General features: G+C 64.3%; 14 protein-coding genes. 7 read left to right on the forward strand and 7 right to left on the reverse strand.

Going from position 1 to position 15572, the window contains the following annotated elements; translation table 11 throughout:
- Positions 1 to 15: 15 nt before the first annotated feature.
- Positions 16 to 1047, forward strand: a complete 1032-nt coding sequence (locus tag IV454_RS20995; protein WP_206087666.1) for an OmpA family protein — start codon at positions 16 to 18, stop codon at positions 1045 to 1047.
- A gap of 353 nt (positions 1048 to 1400) precedes the next feature.
- Here IV454_RS20995 and IV454_RS32940 read toward each other — a convergent pair whose 3' ends face one another.
- Complete coding sequence (locus IV454_RS32940; protein WP_229521750.1) at positions 1401 to 2150, reverse strand: PEP-CTERM sorting domain-containing protein; 750 nt, start codon at positions 2148 to 2150, stop codon at positions 1401 to 1403.
- A gap of 191 nt (positions 2151 to 2341) precedes the next feature.
- Here IV454_RS32940 and IV454_RS21005 point away from each other — a divergent pair, with 191 nt between their 5' ends.
- Positions 2342 to 4396 carry a S9 family peptidase gene (locus IV454_RS21005; RefSeq protein ID WP_229521751.1) on the forward strand — a complete coding sequence of 685 codons (2055 nt, stop codon included), beginning with the start codon at positions 2342 to 2344 and terminating at the stop codon, positions 4394 to 4396.
- A gap of 1 nt (position 4397) precedes the next feature.
- Entirely contained in the window at positions 4398 to 5321 is a 924-nt protein-coding gene (locus IV454_RS21010) for a YqhG/Tai3 family protein (protein ID WP_206087667.1), read from the forward strand.
- 39 nt (positions 5322 to 5360) lie between these two features.
- Here IV454_RS21010 and IV454_RS21015 read toward each other — a convergent pair whose 3' ends face one another.
- On the reverse strand, positions 5361 to 6638 hold the full coding sequence (locus tag IV454_RS21015) for a glycosyl hydrolase family 18 protein (RefSeq protein ID WP_229521752.1): 1278 nt from the start codon (positions 6636 to 6638) through the stop codon (positions 5361 to 5363).
- 55 nt (positions 6639 to 6693) lie between these two features.
- Complete coding sequence (locus tag IV454_RS21020; RefSeq protein WP_206087668.1) at positions 6694 to 8592, reverse strand: glycoside hydrolase family 64 protein; 1899 nt, start codon at positions 8590 to 8592, stop codon at positions 6694 to 6696.
- Positions 8593 to 9415: 823 nt separating this feature from the next.
- Here IV454_RS21020 and IV454_RS21025 point away from each other — a divergent pair.
- The 3 genes from IV454_RS21025 to IV454_RS21035 all read left to right on the forward strand — a co-directional run bounded on the left by IV454_RS21025 (position 9416) and on the right by IV454_RS21035 (position 12115).
- A complete protein-coding gene (locus IV454_RS21025; protein WP_054268226.1) occupies positions 9416 to 9790 on the forward strand; it encodes a YajD family HNH nuclease in 375 nt (124 codons plus the stop codon).
- 87 nt (positions 9791 to 9877) lie between these two features.
- On the forward strand, positions 9878 to 10960 hold the full coding sequence (locus IV454_RS21030) for a DMT family transporter (RefSeq protein ID WP_206087669.1): 1083 nt from the start codon (positions 9878 to 9880) through the stop codon (positions 10958 to 10960).
- 186 nt (positions 10961 to 11146) lie between these two features.
- On the forward strand, positions 11147 to 12115 hold the full coding sequence (locus IV454_RS21035; RefSeq protein WP_206087670.1) for a calcium-binding protein: 969 nt from the start codon (positions 11147 to 11149) through the stop codon (positions 12113 to 12115).
- 54 nt (positions 12116 to 12169) lie between these two features.
- Here IV454_RS21035 and IV454_RS21040 read toward each other — a convergent pair whose 3' ends face one another.
- The 4 genes from IV454_RS21040 to IV454_RS21055 all read right to left on the reverse strand — a co-directional run bounded on the left by IV454_RS21040 (position 12170) and on the right by IV454_RS21055 (position 14308).
- Entirely contained in the window at positions 12170 to 12607 is a 438-nt protein-coding gene (locus tag IV454_RS21040) for a protein kinase family protein (protein WP_206087671.1), read from the reverse strand.
- A 37-nt stretch (positions 12608 to 12644) separates the two neighbouring features.
- On the reverse strand, positions 12645 to 13397 hold the full coding sequence (locus IV454_RS21045; protein ID WP_206087672.1) for a DUF4386 domain-containing protein: 753 nt from the start codon (positions 13395 to 13397) through the stop codon (positions 12645 to 12647).
- Between the two features lie 68 nt (positions 13398 to 13465).
- Entirely contained in the window at positions 13466 to 13723 is a 258-nt protein-coding gene (locus IV454_RS21050) for a hypothetical protein (protein ID WP_054267628.1), read from the reverse strand.
- A gap of 9 nt (positions 13724 to 13732) precedes the next feature.
- The gene (locus IV454_RS21055) at positions 13733 to 14308 is read right to left on the reverse strand and encodes an ArsR/SmtB family transcription factor (RefSeq protein ID WP_229521753.1); all 576 of its coding nucleotides are present in this window, start codon (positions 14306 to 14308) and stop codon (positions 13733 to 13735) included.
- A gap of 135 nt (positions 14309 to 14443) precedes the next feature.
- On the opposite strand from IV454_RS21055, the gene IV454_RS21060 reads away from it, so the two are divergent.
- Positions 14444 to 15562 carry an acyl-CoA dehydrogenase family protein gene (locus IV454_RS21060; protein ID WP_206087673.1) on the forward strand — a complete coding sequence of 373 codons (1119 nt, stop codon included), beginning with the start codon at positions 14444 to 14446 and terminating at the stop codon, positions 15560 to 15562.
- Positions 15563 to 15572: the final 10 nt, after the last annotated feature.

Here is a 15572-nt window from a genome sequence, read left to right on the forward strand (position 1 = left end):
GACATGAGAATGACGATGAAACCTACCATTATTTCCCGCCCGCGCGTTGTGCTGTTCGCCGTGATGGCCCTGGCCGTTCAAGGCGCCTTTGCCCAAACGCTGACCGCGCCGGCGGCGCGCATCTCCGACCAGGCGATCGTGGCCGACCAGGCCGGCTACAAGGCCTTGCAGCAGAGAGTGAAAGCGCTCAACGACAAGGGTGTTCCGGTCAACAATTACTATCTGTCGAAGGCGCAGTGCTGGCTCGACGTGTCCTTGCACGAATATACGCGCAACGACCGCTCCGCCTTCCCGCAGCAAGCGTTGGCCCAGGGCGCCGCCATCGTGGGCGCGCTGGAAACGGGCGCCACGCCCAATCCGGGCGACCAGACCCCGCTGGTGAACGACGCGGCCAAGCTGCGCGAGGACCTGTGGACGCGCTTCGGCGCTGTGAAGAGCGGCGCGGGCTTCAGCTGCGCGGCGCAGAAGGTTGCTTGCGGCGAAGTCGAGCTGGTGCATGCCGGGAACGAATTCAATCAGCAGGGCTGGCGCCATGCCAACCCGTACATCCAGATCGCCGAAGACCAGTTGCAGGCGGCGCAGGCATCGGCTGCCGCTTGCGGCGGTGCGCCTGTGATTGTGAGCAAGACCGAGCCGGGTACCCCGGCGCCGGCGGTCGTGGTCGAAAAGCTGACCCTGGCGGCCGACGCCTTGTTCCGCTTCGATAAATCGGGCTTGCCTGACTTGCTGCCGGCGGGGCGCGCGCGCATCGACGGCATGCTGATCAAGCTCGATGGCGTGTATGCCCAGATTTCCGGCATCAAGCTGACCGGCTATACGGATCGCCTGGGAACGGAAGCGTACAACCAGCCGCTGTCGGAACGGCGCGCGGCGACGGTGCGCGAGTACATCCTGGGCAAGGGTTTTGCGGGCGAAATCGTCAGCGCCGGCAAGGGTGAAGCGGACCAGGTCGAGGCTTGCACCGGCGTTGCGCCGCGCGCCGCGCTGATCGGCTGCCTGCAACCGAACCGCCGGGTCGAAGTGGAAGTGACCGGCATCAAGCGTTAAGAGGAAGTGTTCCGGCCAAGGCTGGAGCATGTCAACAGCCAAACCGGGGTCTGACCTCTGATTAGCAATCTTTCTAATCAGAGGTCAGACCCCGTTGTACCGTTGTAGACCGAAGTGGAAGTGACCGGCATCAAGCGTTAAGAGTAAGAGGAAAGGCTTCCGGCCAAGGCCGGAGCGTGTCAACAGCCGAACCGGGGTCTGACCTCTGATTAGCAATCTTTCTAATCAGAGGTCAGACCCCGTTGTAGACCCCGTTGTACGTTAAGAGGTAGTGCCTCCGGTCACGGCTGGAGCATGAAAAAAGCCGCACCGGGTTTCAACCCCGGTGCGGCTTTTGCGTTGCTGCGCTCGATTTAGTTGCGCTTGCGGCGGGCGCTGAAGCCGAGGATGGTCAGGCCGGCAAGCAGCATGGCCCAGGTGCCTGGCTCGGGGACAGCCGTAATGGTAATCTCGTTGAGCGACGTAATGGTTGCATTGAGCAAAATGCGGCCGCCATCGGGTTTGTAGTAGTCATGACGGAGACTTGCACTTGCCATGTCGGCCAGAGACAGATGCTGCGGAAGGCCACCATTGGCAACCCAGTTAGCCGTCGAGCCAGTGAAATACAAGGAATTCGACTCGCCGTCATACACTTCAGAGTTGAACGACAGCATATCGGTCACGTTCGCAATATTCGGTTTGCCATCCTTGAACGACATGCTGCTTACTGGCGCGTTGGCATCGCCCACGCGGACAGTCTGTCCACTCGGCAAAATCGTGAATGTAAAAAAATTCGCCGGGGAGGGGGCCGACGAATAGAAATACGTATTGGAGTCAGGGTTGGGAAACCACGCGCCGGAGTTAAATGTCGACTTGGCAGCGTTATCGTAGGCAAAACGTCCGACAATTCGGTCCCCCAAGGAAATTACGCTACCTGCCTGCCTGCCGCTGACGCTTTGCGCCCATTGAAGGGCCCGAACGTCCCCCAGACCGGCTACCGACGCGGTGAACTCATAAACTTGTAACGCCGCCTGTGCAGGTACGGTCAACACCAGGGCTGTGATTGCTGCTGCGATGTATTTCATGGTATTCCAATGATCAATTAATGTTGCATTATAGTACATTGCGTTTTTTCAAACAATACAAGTCCAATGAATGAAAACGCGCATCCAACATGCTGCGGGCAAGCATGCAGCGTTCTGCTCCATTGCGACGCCTGGGCGCATTTTTCGGCTGCTCTTGTGATACGAACTTGGTATGATGCCGGGGCCTTTTCGTATCTTTTGGCACTTTCATGACTCTTGGGGACATTGCAATGATGGGACGTTTGTTCGTATTGGGAGCGGCCACCCTGGCCGCCGGTAGCGCGCTGGCCGCGCCGCGTGGTTTCACCATCGAAGACCTGGTGAAGATGGAACGGGTCGGCGCGCCGGCCCTCTCGCCCGACGCCTCGCGCGTGGTGTACACGGTGCGCAGCACCAATATGGAGAAGAACCGCGGCAACACCCAGCTGTGGATGATCGACTTGCGCAGCGCCAAGCCGGCCCCGGTCAGGCTGACCGAAGGCGAGTCGAACAGCACCGATCCGGAATGGTCGCCCAAGGGTGATGCCATCTATTTCCTGTCGGCCCGCTCGGGCTCGTCGCAGGTGTGGCGCCAGCCGGCCGCTGGCGGCGCGGCCGTCAAGGTCACCGACCTGCCGCTCGACGTCGACAACTTCCGTCTGTCGCCTGCGGGCGACCGCCTCGCCATGAGCCTGGCCGTATTCCGCGATTGCAGCGACCTGGCTTGCACCAGGACCCGCCTGGACGAGCAGGCCAAGAACAAGGCCAGCGGCAAGGTCTACGACCGCCTGTTCGTGCGCCACTGGGATACCTGGGCGGACGGCCGCAACAGCGTGCTGTACACGGCGCCGCTCGATACGAGCGGCAAGGTCAGCGCCGCGCCGGTCAGCCTGTCGGGCAGCATCGATGGCGACGTGCCCTCGAAACCGTTCGGCGACCGCGAGGAATACCGCTTCAGCCCGGACGGGAAAAGCGTGGTATTCGGCGTGCGCGTGGCCGGCAAGACCGAAGCCTGGTCCACCAATTTCGATATCTACCAGGCCAATGCCGCCGGCGGCGCCGCGCCGCGCAACCTGACCGCCGACAATCCGGCCTGGGATAGCAAGCCGGCATTCTCGCCGGACGGCAAGACCCTCGCTTACCTGGCCATGAGCCGGCCCGGCTTCGAGGCCGACCGTTTCCGCCTGGTGCTGATGGATGTCGCCAGCGGCAAGAAGCGGATCCTGGCCGAGAGCTGGGACCGCTCGATCGCCGACTACAAGTGGCGCGACGATGGCAAGTCCCTGCTGGCGACGGCCGACGATGTCGGCCAGCATCGCCTGTTCTCGATCGATGCGGCCAGCGGCAAGGTCACGCCGCTCAGCGACAAGGGCTATGTCAGCGCCTTCGATACGCGCGGCAAGACGGTGGTGATGGCGCAAGCCAATCTGCAATCGGGCGCGCAACTGTTTAAAAGCAGCGATGGCGCCGCGCCAAGCCAGCTGACGCAGTTGAACAGCGAGCTGCTGGCGGACGTGCGCTTCGGCGAGTCCGAGCAGTTTTCCTTCGCCGGCGCGAATGGCGAAACCGTCTACGGCCACGTGATGAAACCGTGGAACGCCACCCCCGGCGTCAAATATCCGGTCGCCTTCCTGGTGCATGGCGGGCCGCAGGGCAGCTTCGGCAATGCGTGGAGCTATCGCTGGAATCCGCAGACCTACGCCGGCGCCGGCTACGCGACCGTGTTCATCGATTTCCACGGCTCTACCGGCTACGGCCAGGCCTTCACCGATTCGATCAGCGGCGACTGGGGCGGCAAGCCGCTCGACGACCTGAAAAAAGGGCTCGATGCGGCGGTGAAGAAATTCCCATGGCTGGACCGCGAGCGCAGCTGCGCGCTGGGCGCGTCCTACGGCGGCTACATGATGAACTGGATCGCCGGCAACTGGGCGGACGGCTTCCGTTGCCTGGTCAACCATGACGGTGTGTTCGATACGCGCGGCATGGCCTACGCGACCGAGGAATTGTGGTTCACCGAGTGGGAAAACAAGGGAACTTACCTGGCCAACGCGGCGGCCTACGAGCAGTTCAATCCGGTGCATTTCGTGAAGAACTGGAAGACGCCGATGCTGGTGGTGCAGGGCGACCTGGACTTCCGCATTCCAACCTCGCAGGCGCTCGGCACCTTTACCGCGCTGCAGCGCCAGGGTGTGGAGAGCAAGCTGCTGGTATTCCCGGACGAGAATCACTGGGTCTTGAAGCCGGCCAATTCCGTGTTGTGGCATAACACGGTCAAGCAATGGCTCGACCAGCACCTGGCCCGCTGACATGCCAGCCTATAAGAACCTCGTTCTTGCGGCGGCGCTGTGTGGCGGACTTGCCCACAGTGCCGGCGTGCTGGTCGCCCCTGCCGCCAGTGTGCCGGCGGCAAGCACGCCGGTTGCGCTGATCACGGCGTTTTACCGCGACTACTTCGCCAATGAGGCGGCGGCGAAGAAACGTTATCTGGACAGCGGCGCTTTCTATTCGGCTGGCGCGCGCAAGCTGCTTGCGGACAATGACTTTGCGTGCCGACAGGTGGCGCGCGGGGACGATATGTGCGGCTATGGCGCCGATGCCGACATGTTCCTGGACGCCCAGGACAGCGATCCGGAACTGACCCTGGCGTCGTCCGGCTTCACGGCCAAAGCGGTCGGGGCGAACGCGGTGGATGTGTCGTTCAAGGTGTTTCCCAAGGACCCAGGTTCGCAGCGCACGACGATGCGCTACCTGGTGGTGCGCGAAGGCGGCCAGTGGCGGGTCGATGATGTGCTGCATCCGGTCAAGGGCGTGTATGCGGCCAAAAACAGCATGCGCCAAGGCATTCTGGCCGACATCGCGGCCATTTCCAAGGCCGCGCTCGACGTAGCCGATGCGTCGAGCTGGGTCAACAATTATGTGGAAGAGCAGCAGGCCGACCGTTTTGCGCGCTTTGTCGGATCCCCCGTGACGGTCTGCGTCAGGAAGGATGCATGTGTACCCTATGCGAAGGACGATGCGCGCTTGCCGGCGCTGGTAAAGACCTTGCACGATACCTACTTCAAGGCCGGGGCGGCCAAAAAAGGCTTGCCGGCGATCACTGCCGGCAAGCAAGGTGCGGGTGCACCCAAGGAAGAGAGTGTTGTCCACAACGGTCCGTTCGACTACACGTTCCGGCATGGTAGGTGGTGGCTGTCGCGCATCGATGCGGGCCGGGCGAGCGCTGCGCGATAAGCCGTCGCCATTCCCGCCGTGGCGCGGGAATGGCGGCTGTTACGGGTTGATCAGCGGCGCAACGCCGTTGGCGAATGGCCAGCCCTGCGCTTCGTCGGTATGGATACTCCAGTCGAAGCCGCCGCGAATGTCCGGATGGTTGGCCTTGACCTGCTTCCACGTCGCGATCGCCTGGTCGCGGGTCATGTAATTGGTCGCGTGATCGATGCCGAAGCCGACCACCACATGGCTCGCGCCCAGCAGGCTGACCCACTGCTTGATGTTCTCCACCACATACGCCGGATTGGCGAGATCGGGCCCGTCGTAGTATTGCGGCGCGGCGTAATCGAGGGCGCCGGCAGCCACCATCGCGCGGCAGAATTCCTTGTCGACCGGATTCCATGGCGCCGGCGGCGCGGAAATGATGAAGCCCGGGAAGCGCTTCTTCAGTTCCAGGCTGATCCAGATCATTTCGCCGGCGTCTGGCGTCTGGCTGCCTTCGAAGGTATTCCAGTCCATGCCGTCGATGCCGCCCAGCTGCGCGTGGATGGCGGCGATGCTGTTGACGAAGGTCTGCGATTTCGTGCGGTTCGGAAAACTCATGCCGTTGCCGGCGCCACCGACCGAGAGGATGATCTTGCGTCCCTGCGTGCTGCGCGCGTACTGGATGTCGGCCTTGAGGTTGGTCGCCGCGCCACGGCCGTTGCCTGGCGCGCTCCAGGTGACGGCGCCGGTGCTGCCCGGCGGGCCGCCGACCGGGGTGGCGGCGAACAGGTAGATCAGGTTATAGCGCGCATTGACGTCGCGGATGCGCACTGGCGACGGGGTCCAGTTCGGATAGTAGCCGGCGGCGATTTTTTTGCTGATGGCGACGCCGCAGGTGGTTTGCGCCCAGTACCAGGTGCTGATCGTGGGCGTGGTGCCATCGCTGCCGTTGCCGGCGACCTGGACCACCTTGTAATAGAGCCCATTCGGCAGGTACAACACCACCGTGCCCAGCGGATAGTTGATGCCGGCGCTCCAGGTGACGGCGTTGCATGGCCCCACGGCGGCCGATGTGCCGGCGGCCGTGCCCACGCCCTCGGCCTGGCCCGGGCTGGCGCCGGTGGCGGGATCAGGCGTCATGGTGGTGCCGGGCCGGGCCGCGTCAGGCCGCGCCACGTCAGGCCGCGCCACGTCAGGCAGCGCCGCGTCAGGCCTCGCCGCGTCAGGCCGGGCCGCGCTCGGCGGGGCGGCGTTGGCGCCGTTGGGGGCCGTGTCGGACGAGCCGCCGCCGCAGCCGCTGAGGATGGCGCCGCCAATGGCGGCCATGCCCAGGTATTTCAAGATGTTCTTCATGCCGGTCCCTGTCAAAAAAAGATAAAAGGGCGGCCAGCGGCCGCCCGCACACGGCTTACCAGCCGACCGTCACGGTGGCGGTGGTCGGCGCGCCGGTATGCACCGACGAGCTGTAATTCCACACATCGTCGTAAGCGAAGCCGTAGGCCAGCCTGTTGATGCTGTGGTCGTGCCAGAACTTGGCATACCAGTTGGCCGGCTGGCCGGCGGGGTAGAAGTACGCCGAAGCGCCCCAGTGCGCCGGATCTTCCACCACGTGGCGGTTGATGGCCGCGCACAGCTGCGCCTGGATCTGCAATTGCTTGTCGTAAGCTGGCGTGCCGCCGACGGTGCCGCTTGGGTCGGCCAGGGAGCCGCTGCCGAGCAGCGCCATCGCGGTGGTCGGCTTGCGCACGCGGTAGGTGCCGGCGCCGTCGGTGAACTCGAACACGCCGTTGACCACCTGGCCGCTGAAGGTGCCTTGCTGGTTGGTGAAGACCAGTTTCTGGCTGGCGTACTTGTTCCAGATCGCATTGATGTAGCCGTCGAGGTAAGTCGTGTTGGCGCCGCCGTTGTTGAAGCTGGCGTGGGCCGGCGCGATGATGCGGTACGGGGCGTACGGCGCCTGGCCCAGGCCCTTGAAGTGGGCCGGTGCGTTGGCGACGAATTGCGAGATCAGTGAGGCGCGCGTTTCGGTTTCACCCACGGTCTGGTCGTAGCCGCCCAGGCCCTGCAGGCGCAAGGTCACGGGGAAGCCGAAGTGGTCGACCCGGGTGGTGTTGCCGAAGAAGCCGCCCTTGGGCACGATGGCCATCTCGACGAAATCGAAGTAGACATCGATATTCGGATCGGAGGGATTTTCGATGTTGGCACCTGCGTAGCCGAGGTTGCCGTTGACGTCGGCGTTGACCTGGATGTACATCGGGCTGCCGACGCTGAGCAGCAGGCGTGCCGAGTTCAGCGGCGGGATGGTGATCGACTTGAGTTGCGCAATCGTATGGAAGTAATTGGTGTAGGGCTTGCCGTTCTTGCTCAGTGCGCCATTGTCGCTGAGCGCCATCGGCACGAAGCGGCCGGCGGAATCGACGTGGACGAACTTGCCGGTGGCCCAGTCCTTGCCGATGATGGCCCAGTACACCTGGCTATCCGGATATTGTCCGCGCGTGCCGTTGACCAGCTGGAAGGTGGTCAGCTGGTTCCAGGTGCCAGGATCGGGCGGGGTGGTGCCGGATGGCATTGGCACGCCAGGCAGGTAGCAACGTTTCGGCACACCCGGAATCGGGTCGCCGAACACGCCGCTGTTGCAGTCGGCGCCGTTGCTCAAGGTCCTGGTGAAGAAGCTGCCATTGGCGCCGTACAGCAGCACCTGGGTGCCGCTGAAATTGCAGCGCCCGTTTTCCGTGGCGCAGCGGGTCCAGCTGGTGGGCGCGCGGTCGCAGTGCTTGGCGCTGCCGGGCAGGGGATCGCCGAAGTTTGCCGTGGTGCAGGCGGCGCCGCCGGTCACGGTTTGCGTGACGTAGGTGTTGCCGGCGCCGAAGCGCACGGTTTCGGTGTCGCCGAAGCCGCACTGGCCGTTTTCGTTGGCGCAAAACGCGTAGCTGCTGGTGATTTCGCAGTGCTTGGCCACGCCAGGAGCCGGATCGACGCCGAAGGTGCCGCTGTTGCAGGAGGCGGCCCAGTCGAACTTCTTGCTGGTGAAGCTGGAGCCGGCGCCAAAGCGTACCGTCTGGTTGCCGGTGAAAATGCAGTCGCCATTCTCGTTGGCGCAGAAGGTCCATTCGGTGCTCGATGGCGCCGAGGACGAGGCCAGGCTGGCCGCCAAGGAGGCGGCCCTGGGTGTGCCGATCGTGTTCGAGTGCACTGCGGCGGTGGCGGAGATCGTCGGCTGCGGCGTGGCGGGGCTGGCGAACGATACGCCGCCGAAGCCGCTCAGCAAACCGATGCCGAGCGAGAGGAATTGAAGCAGTTTTTTCATGGTGCGGTCACCTCATGGAAAGTGGCCGTTGCCTGCGCTGGACGATGTTGCATGACGGCGGCCTTTGTGGTTGATGCGCGAAGCGCAAGGGTCGGAACCGGCCGCTGGGCCGGCTCCTGCGAAAACCCGGTGTTCCCGGCCCGGATAGGGCGGTCACAAGGGGGTGACGTTGGGTAAGCTGTTCGGTGTTTCACTGGATGCTGGTCGTGGGAGCGCTTCCATATCAGATTGTTGTGTGGCGCTTGAAATATCGCTACGGCGAAAATTTCACTCAGGACGTGTGTTGGGGTGATGGGTAGGGATCTGGAACAGATCGTCGGGGTTGTCGCAGTATTACCGGCTATTAAAGCGAGGTCAACAGAGGTGAAACGCAATCTAACTTGAAGGTCGGTAAGAACAGATGGGCCTGCGGAATCGATTATTGGCGAGGTAAAATCCGCGGCGTGGCAAGGCGGCGCGCGCTCGCAAACGCAGCGCGACAAGACCACTTGGGCCGGTGGGTTGTCGAATGCCCAGCATAGTTCGGCCGCCGGCATTGCGCCCCCTCCCATACCACTTGCATAACAAGGCGGGCAGGCTACGCCGTTTTTGAGGCGTGGTTTGCGCCGCTCGATGGGCGGGCCGGGCGGCGCCGGGGCTGGGGCCGGGTAGCGCAATGCGTGAAAATTATGTCTGCTTACGGCCACAGAAAGCCGGGTTGCCGCTTGTTTTGCTACGATCGCTCCCGCCGCAAGCTTTCCCGATCCGCTCGACCGGCACTATAAACTCTGCGACAATCCGCATTCTGCCGCAGCATGCGAAACGTGATAGAAAGCTCTTGTACATGACACTGCCTAAAAAACCCGATGCCGCCCGTCTCGACAAGATCGTGGCCGACGCCCGCAAGGCGGCGGAAACGCGCGAAACCGGCTACCGGGCGCGCTCCCTGAAAATGTATCCGTGGATTTGCGGGCGCTGCATGCGCGAGTTCACCAATGCGACTGTGTCGCAGCTGACGGTGCACCACCGCGACCACAACCACGACAACAACCCGCCCGATGGCAGCAATTGGGAGCTGCTGTGCCTGTACTGCCACGACAACGAGCACTCGCGCTACCTGGAAGCGGACCGCGGCGCCGGGCTGCTGTCGGCCGAGGTGGCGCCGGCCACGCACAACCCGTTCGCCGCCCTGGCCGGGCTGATGAAGAAAAAGGACTGAGCTCCAGGCATCGCGACGCTTGTAGCCGCGGATGCACCGCAGCGCCGGCATGGACGGCGCCGCGATCCTCCATTGAAAAGGCTGGCGATGAATCACTTATCCGGACGTGAGGCGGGGCTGCACAAAGGCGTGGTCTACGCGCTGCTCGCCGCAGCCCTGTTCGGCGCCAGTACGCCCTTCGCCAAGATGTTCGTGGGGCACGTTTCGCCGGTGGCGCTGGCCGGGGTACTGTATCTCGGTAGCGGCATCGGCCTGCTCATCTGTTTCCTGGCGCGCGCCCTGATTCAAGGTGGCGGGACCGACAAGCCGGCTGCCCTCGCGCGCCCCGATCTGCCCTGGCTGGCTGGCGCGGTCGCCGCCGGGGGCGTGGCCGGCCCCTTGCTGCTGATGATTGCGCTCAGGCTGATGCCGGCCTCGTCGGCGTCGCTGCTGCTCAATATGGAAGGCGTGCTCACTTCCATGCTGGCTTGGTTCGTCTTCAAGGAAAACTTCGACCGCCGCATCTTCGCCGGCATGGTGCTCATTGTCGCGGCCGGCGCACTGCTGTCGTGGGAGCAGGTTCCCGCGCTCGGTGTACCGTGGGGAGCGTTTGCCATTCTGGGAGCGTGCCTGTGCTGGGCGATCGACAATAACCTGACCAGAAAAGTCTCGGCCAGCGACCCGCTGCAAATCGCCATGGTCAAGGGCCTGGTGGCGGGAGCCGTGAATATCGCGATCGCCCTTGGCTTGGGCGTGGCGTTGCCGGACACTAGCACCGTGCTGGCGGCCGGCGCCGTCGGTTTCTGCGGATATGGGCTCAGTCTGGTCATGTTCGTGCTGGCGCTGCGTCATCTCGGCACGGCGCGCACGGGCGCATATTTTTCGGCCGCGCCCTTCGTGGGCGTGGCAATCTCATTGATCATGCTGGCCGAGGCGCCTGGCGCCACCTTCTGGATCGCCGCCCTCCTGATGGGAGGCGGCATCTGGCTGCACCTGACCGAGTCGCATGGACACGAGCACGTGCACGACACCATGGAGCATGTGCACGCGCACAGCCACGACAGTCATCACCAGCATGAGCATGACCCCGCGTGGGATGGCAGCGAGCCGCATGCCCATCCGCACCGGCATGTCCCGCTCACGCATTCCCACCCGCACTACCCGGACATCCATCACCGCCACGAGCATTGACCTGCGCCCGACTCGCGGTGTTCAGGCGCTTAAATTGTCCATAGTCAATATTTCCCCAATGCACGAATGACTTGCGTTTATGTAGTTTCCATGTGAAAAGTTATATTTATCGGGTGTCAAGCTGATGCCGGGTGCCGGCCGGCCCGGCTGCCCGCGACCTGAAGGTCGCTCCTTTCTGGAGAACCCATGACGATCACCACCATCCCATCCGCGGCCGGTGCCGCGTACGCAAGCGACCCCGGCGACTGCATGGCCGTGTTATCGGACACGGCCCCCGGCGACGCCGTCCCGGCCGCGTTTGCGAGTCTGTCGAATTTTTCCGCGGATATCGACCCGGAAGCCATGATCCTCGGCGGTGACGATGGCGGCACCACGTACTGGTTCCCGGAGAATGAATTTCTGGTCACCATGTGGACCGGCGAGTACCCCGGGGAAGGCAACGCTTACGAGGTACTCATCGGCGGCCAGGCCAATGACGTCATGCATGGCCGCGAGGGCGCCGACCTGCTGTTCGGCCAGGATGGCAACGATATCCTCCAGGATGTGCACGGCAATAATCTGCTCGACGGTGGCGCTGGCGACGACCTGATCGAAGGGGCGGGGCAGAGCCTGTATATCGGGGGCACGGGCGACGACAACATCACCGCCTGGGGCGCCGATTTCACGATCGCCTTCAACCCGGGCGACGGGCGCGACAGCGTGACCTTGTGCGCCCGCGGCGCGGCCGCCATCTCGCTGGGCGGCGCCATCCACGCGCCCGACCTGTTGCTGGCCCGCTCGGGCAGCGACCTGATGCTCATGACCAGCGCCACCGACGGCATGGCGTTTGCCGGCTGGTACGACAATCCGGCGCCGGCCGGCTTCCGGCTGCAGGTGCTTGCCGATGCCGGCGGGGCAGGCGACCTGACCGGACTGTACGACCTGCTGCAGGTGATCGCCGCCTTCGATGCGAAGTGCGAGGCCGATCCCGCCACCGGTGCATGGCATGTCGCCGCGCAGCTCGATCAGGCTCGCCTCGAGCCCGGCGACAGCCCGCTGGGCGGCGCCTTGGCGCAGGTGTATGCAAGCGATGGCGCCATCGGCATCACCGGCAGCAATGCGTCCTTGTGGTACGACGCTTTCGGTCACACCGAAAGCCTGGGCATGCTGCTGTAAGCGCAGCGCGGCATCTTGCAGCCGCGTGGCGCAAGATGCCGCCGATGCGTGGCCTCAGCGCGCGCTGGCCGGAGTGCCGGCCGACCACGGCGTACCCGGCGCCCGCACATATTCACGCGCGATGTAGCCCCACGGCAGCACCAGCGGCACCAGCACGATGCCGAGCATGCAGGCGAACAAGGTCTCGGCGGCATACATGTCCAGGCCCGGGCCCATCCACATCGGCAGGGCAAAGGCGACCACCCAGATGATCTTCCAGACCAGCTCGAAAATGAGCAGCGGCAGCATCTGCAGCGGATAACGCAAACCCAGCACCGACACCAGGCACAAGGCGCCCAGCAGCGAACTCACCACGGTACCGGCGTTGGCCGACATCGACGACGGCGCGACGATGGAGGGCCACATGGTCAGGCCCAGCCCGACCACCAGCAGCAAATACATCGCTCTTAACAGGGACAATCGTAATGTGCTGATTGTGCTGATCTCATTCATGGTGCAGCTCCTCGTGGTCGTGGTGGTGGGTGGAAAATCAATGAAAAATCAGGGATGGCGCCGGCGCGGTCATGCGCTCCCACGCCGGGATATTGATGCCTTTGAACAGCAGGCACAGGCAAAACGCGCTCTCGCCCAGGAACGATGGCACCAGGATCGCCGGGAACACCGCGCCGTGCAGGGAAGGGGAGAGCACCATGATGAAGGTGTTGACCAGGTAGCACAGCCCGGCGAGCTGCATCATCGCCCCGACCGCGGCCGGGAAATAGCCGGACTTGCGGATCAGATGGCCGACAATCAGGCATTCGGCGCCGAAGAACATCAGTGCCACCGCGAACGCATACGAGTGGCCGACGATGGCGAGATATGCCGCCGCCTGCGCCTGCGGTCCATCCATGCCCAGGCGGGCGCCGGCCAGCAGCGGCGTCAGCGCGCCTTGCAACTGCAGGGCGCTGACGCTTTCCACCGCCAAGGACACCAGCGCGAAAAACATGGCCAGCAAGGTCAGCTTGCGGTTGACGGGACGCAGCAGCACGTACCACGCCAAGGACAGGGCGACCGCGCACAGCAGCAACAGCAGCTGGCCGGCGATGCCCAGCCGCCACAGCCATTCGGAAGCGACGATGCGGCGCGCCGTTTCGGCCGCGTTGCCGGCCACGACCAGGCTGTTGCGGATCAGGGTTTCGCCCAGCAGCCCGATGACGATGATGACAAGGTACAGCGCGCCGGCGATGCGCGCGGTGCGGCGCGCATCCTTGCCGCCGAGTTCAGTCTGGTGCTGGTCCGGCATGGTGTTTCTCCTTGGGTGAAGTGGGCAATCGCCCGGTGCGGCAAGTGCGGCAATCGGGCTGGCGCCGCTTACTCTACGTCGCGCAGCATCTTCTCGACGGCGGCCACGCGGGTTTTCACTTCCGCCAGATGGCCGCTGATGGCTGCCAGCGCGGCCGCCGTTTCGCTCTGGGCCGCAGCGGCCTGCGCCGCGAGCTGGCGGTAGGCCTCGTCGCTGGCCAGGCGCGCTTTCGCTTGCGCGATGGCGGCGAAATACTTCATGCCGAAAACCAGCAGGATGGTGGCGAGCGGCAGGCCGATGGTGATCAAAAAAACGTGTTCGGACATGGTGTTGGCCTATTTCTCAAGGTTGGTGGTAAGGGACTTCACTGCCTCGGCAATCGCCTCCGGTGTCAGCGCCACGGCGAAAGCGGCCGCTTCAAAATAATTGAGCGCTTTGCCGTCGTGCGACAGTTCGAGGCAGCTGGTAACGAGGCCGGCTTGTTCGAGTTTCTGGAGATGCAGGTGCAGCAAGGGCCGGCTGATGCCAATGTCGCGTGCAAGCTGGCTGACGTAATTGCGCCCGCCCGATGCCAGGGCCGCAATGATGCGCAGCCTGTGCGGATTGGCCAGCGCGGACAGTATCGCCAGCAACTGGTCTCCATCGATGAGTGGTTTATTTTCTTTCACCTGTAAAGAATATCTGACACATGACAGGTGGTCAAGGGGTTTTTCGGCGGCTGTGTACTGCGCCGGGACGGCAATGCGCCTGCCGGGGGCGGCGCGACTCTGGTAAACTGCGGCAACCGTTGTGTTTGTCTTGAACCAGCCCGCCGTAACGCCGATGTCAGCTCCCCTGGAACGCTGAACCGGGTCAGACGGCCCGCGTGCGGCTGGGTCGATGTGCAAACGCGGCAAAAGTACCGTTTCCAAGCGCTGCCGCCGGGCAGGTCGAGCAGAACTTGTCGAGGTGCGCGTCACTGCCCGGCTCCCGTCCGGAGCCTTCCTTGTCTTGTCCCTGTGCGCGCGCATCCGGCGGCATTGATCCGCCATTTTCACAGGGATGCCATGTCTTACCTTCAAACACTCGACACCATTGTCACCACCATCGTTCTGCCGGCCGCGCCGGCCACCGACCGCGACGCCCGCTTTCCGCGCGCCGCCATCGATGCGCTGGGCCAGGCCGGCCTGCTCGGCCTTGTCAGCAGCAAGGACGTGGGCGGCATGGGCCTTGGCCTGCCCGAGGCCGCGCAGCTCATCGAGCGCCTGGCCAAGGCTTGCCCGTCGACGGCGATGGTGGTCTGCATGCACCTGTGCGCGGCCACCGTGCTGGAAAAATTCGCCAGCGAGAGCGTGCGCCGCGACGTCGCCGGCGGGCGTCACCTGAGCACCCTGGCCTGGTCCGACAACGGTTCGCGCAGCCACTTCTGGGCGCCGGTCGGCACGGCGCGCCAGGACGGCGACGGCATCGTCATCGATGGCAGCAAATCGATGGTCACCGCCGCCGGCGAAGCCGATTCGTACGTCTGGTCGACCGCGCCGGTCGCCCTCGAAGGCGCCAGCACCCTGTGGCTGGTCGACAGCAAGAGCGCCGGCCTGAGCGAACCGAAAGCGTTCGACGGCATGGGCTTGCGCGGTAATCGATCCTCACCCATCAGCGCGACCGGTGTGCGGGTCGCGCCGGGGGCCATGCTGGGCGTCGACGGCGGCGGCTTCGACATCATGATCGGCGCCGTGCTGCCGGTGTTCTCGACCCTGATCGCCTCGTCCTCGCTGGGCCAGATGGAAGCCGTGCTGGAAGCGGCATGCGCGCACGCCGCCGGCAGCAAGCTCGAACACCTGGGCAGCTCGCTGGCCGACCTGCCGACCATCCGCGCCTACCTGGCGCGCGCCCGCATCGCCGCCGACATGGTGCGCACCCTGCGCGACGACACCATCGCCGCGCTGGCCGCCAACCGTCCGGACGCCATGCTGCGCGTGATGCAGGTCAAGGCGGCGGCGGCCGAAGCGGCGCTGGAAGTGACCGACAGCGCCATGCGCGTGTGCGGCGGCGCGGCCTTCCGCAAGGATGTCGGCATCGAACGCTTCTTCCGCGACGCGCGTGCCGCCTCGGTCATGGCGCCGACATCCGACGTGCTGTTCGACTTCATTGGCAAGGCCGTCTGCGGCATGCCGGTATTCGGTTAAGGGGCGCGCG

It is taken from the genome of Massilia antarctica (assembly GCF_015689335.1).
GTDB lineage: Bacteria > Pseudomonadota > Gammaproteobacteria > Burkholderiales > Burkholderiaceae_D > Telluria_A > Telluria_A antarctica.

Coding starts and splice junctions, on each gene's coding strand:
- IV454_RS20995 (WP_206087666.1), top strand. CDS start 16: ATGAAACCTACCATTATTTCCCGCCCGCGCGTTGTGCTGTTCGCCGTG.
- IV454_RS32940 (WP_229521750.1), bottom strand. CDS start 2,150: ATGTACTATAATGCAACATTAATTGATCATTGGAATACCATGAAATAC.
- IV454_RS21005 (WP_229521751.1), top strand. CDS start 2,342: ATGATGGGACGTTTGTTCGTATTGGGAGCGGCCACCCTGGCCGCCGGT.
- IV454_RS21010 (WP_206087667.1), top strand. CDS start 4,398: ATGCCAGCCTATAAGAACCTCGTTCTTGCGGCGGCGCTGTGTGGCGGA.
- IV454_RS21015 (WP_229521752.1), bottom strand. CDS start 6,638: ATGAAGAACATCTTGAAATACCTGGGCATGGCCGCCATTGGCGGCGCC.
- IV454_RS21020 (WP_206087668.1), bottom strand. CDS start 8,592: ATGAAAAAACTGCTTCAATTCCTCTCGCTCGGCATCGGTTTGCTGAGC.
- IV454_RS21025 (WP_054268226.1), top strand. CDS start 9,416: ATGACACTGCCTAAAAAACCCGATGCCGCCCGTCTCGACAAGATCGTG.
- IV454_RS21030 (WP_206087669.1), top strand. CDS start 9,878: ATGAATCACTTATCCGGACGTGAGGCGGGGCTGCACAAAGGCGTGGTC.
- IV454_RS21035 (WP_206087670.1), top strand. CDS start 11,147: ATGACGATCACCACCATCCCATCCGCGGCCGGTGCCGCGTACGCAAGC.
- IV454_RS21040 (WP_206087671.1), bottom strand. CDS start 12,607: ATGAATGAGATCAGCACAATCAGCACATTACGATTGTCCCTGTTAAGA.
- IV454_RS21045 (WP_206087672.1), bottom strand. CDS start 13,397: ATGCCGGACCAGCACCAGACTGAACTCGGCGGCAAGGATGCGCGCCGC.
- IV454_RS21050 (WP_054267628.1), bottom strand. CDS start 13,723: ATGTCCGAACACGTTTTTTTGATCACCATCGGCCTGCCGCTCGCCACC.
- IV454_RS21060 (WP_206087673.1), top strand. CDS start 14,444: ATGTCTTACCTTCAAACACTCGACACCATTGTCACCACCATCGTTCTG.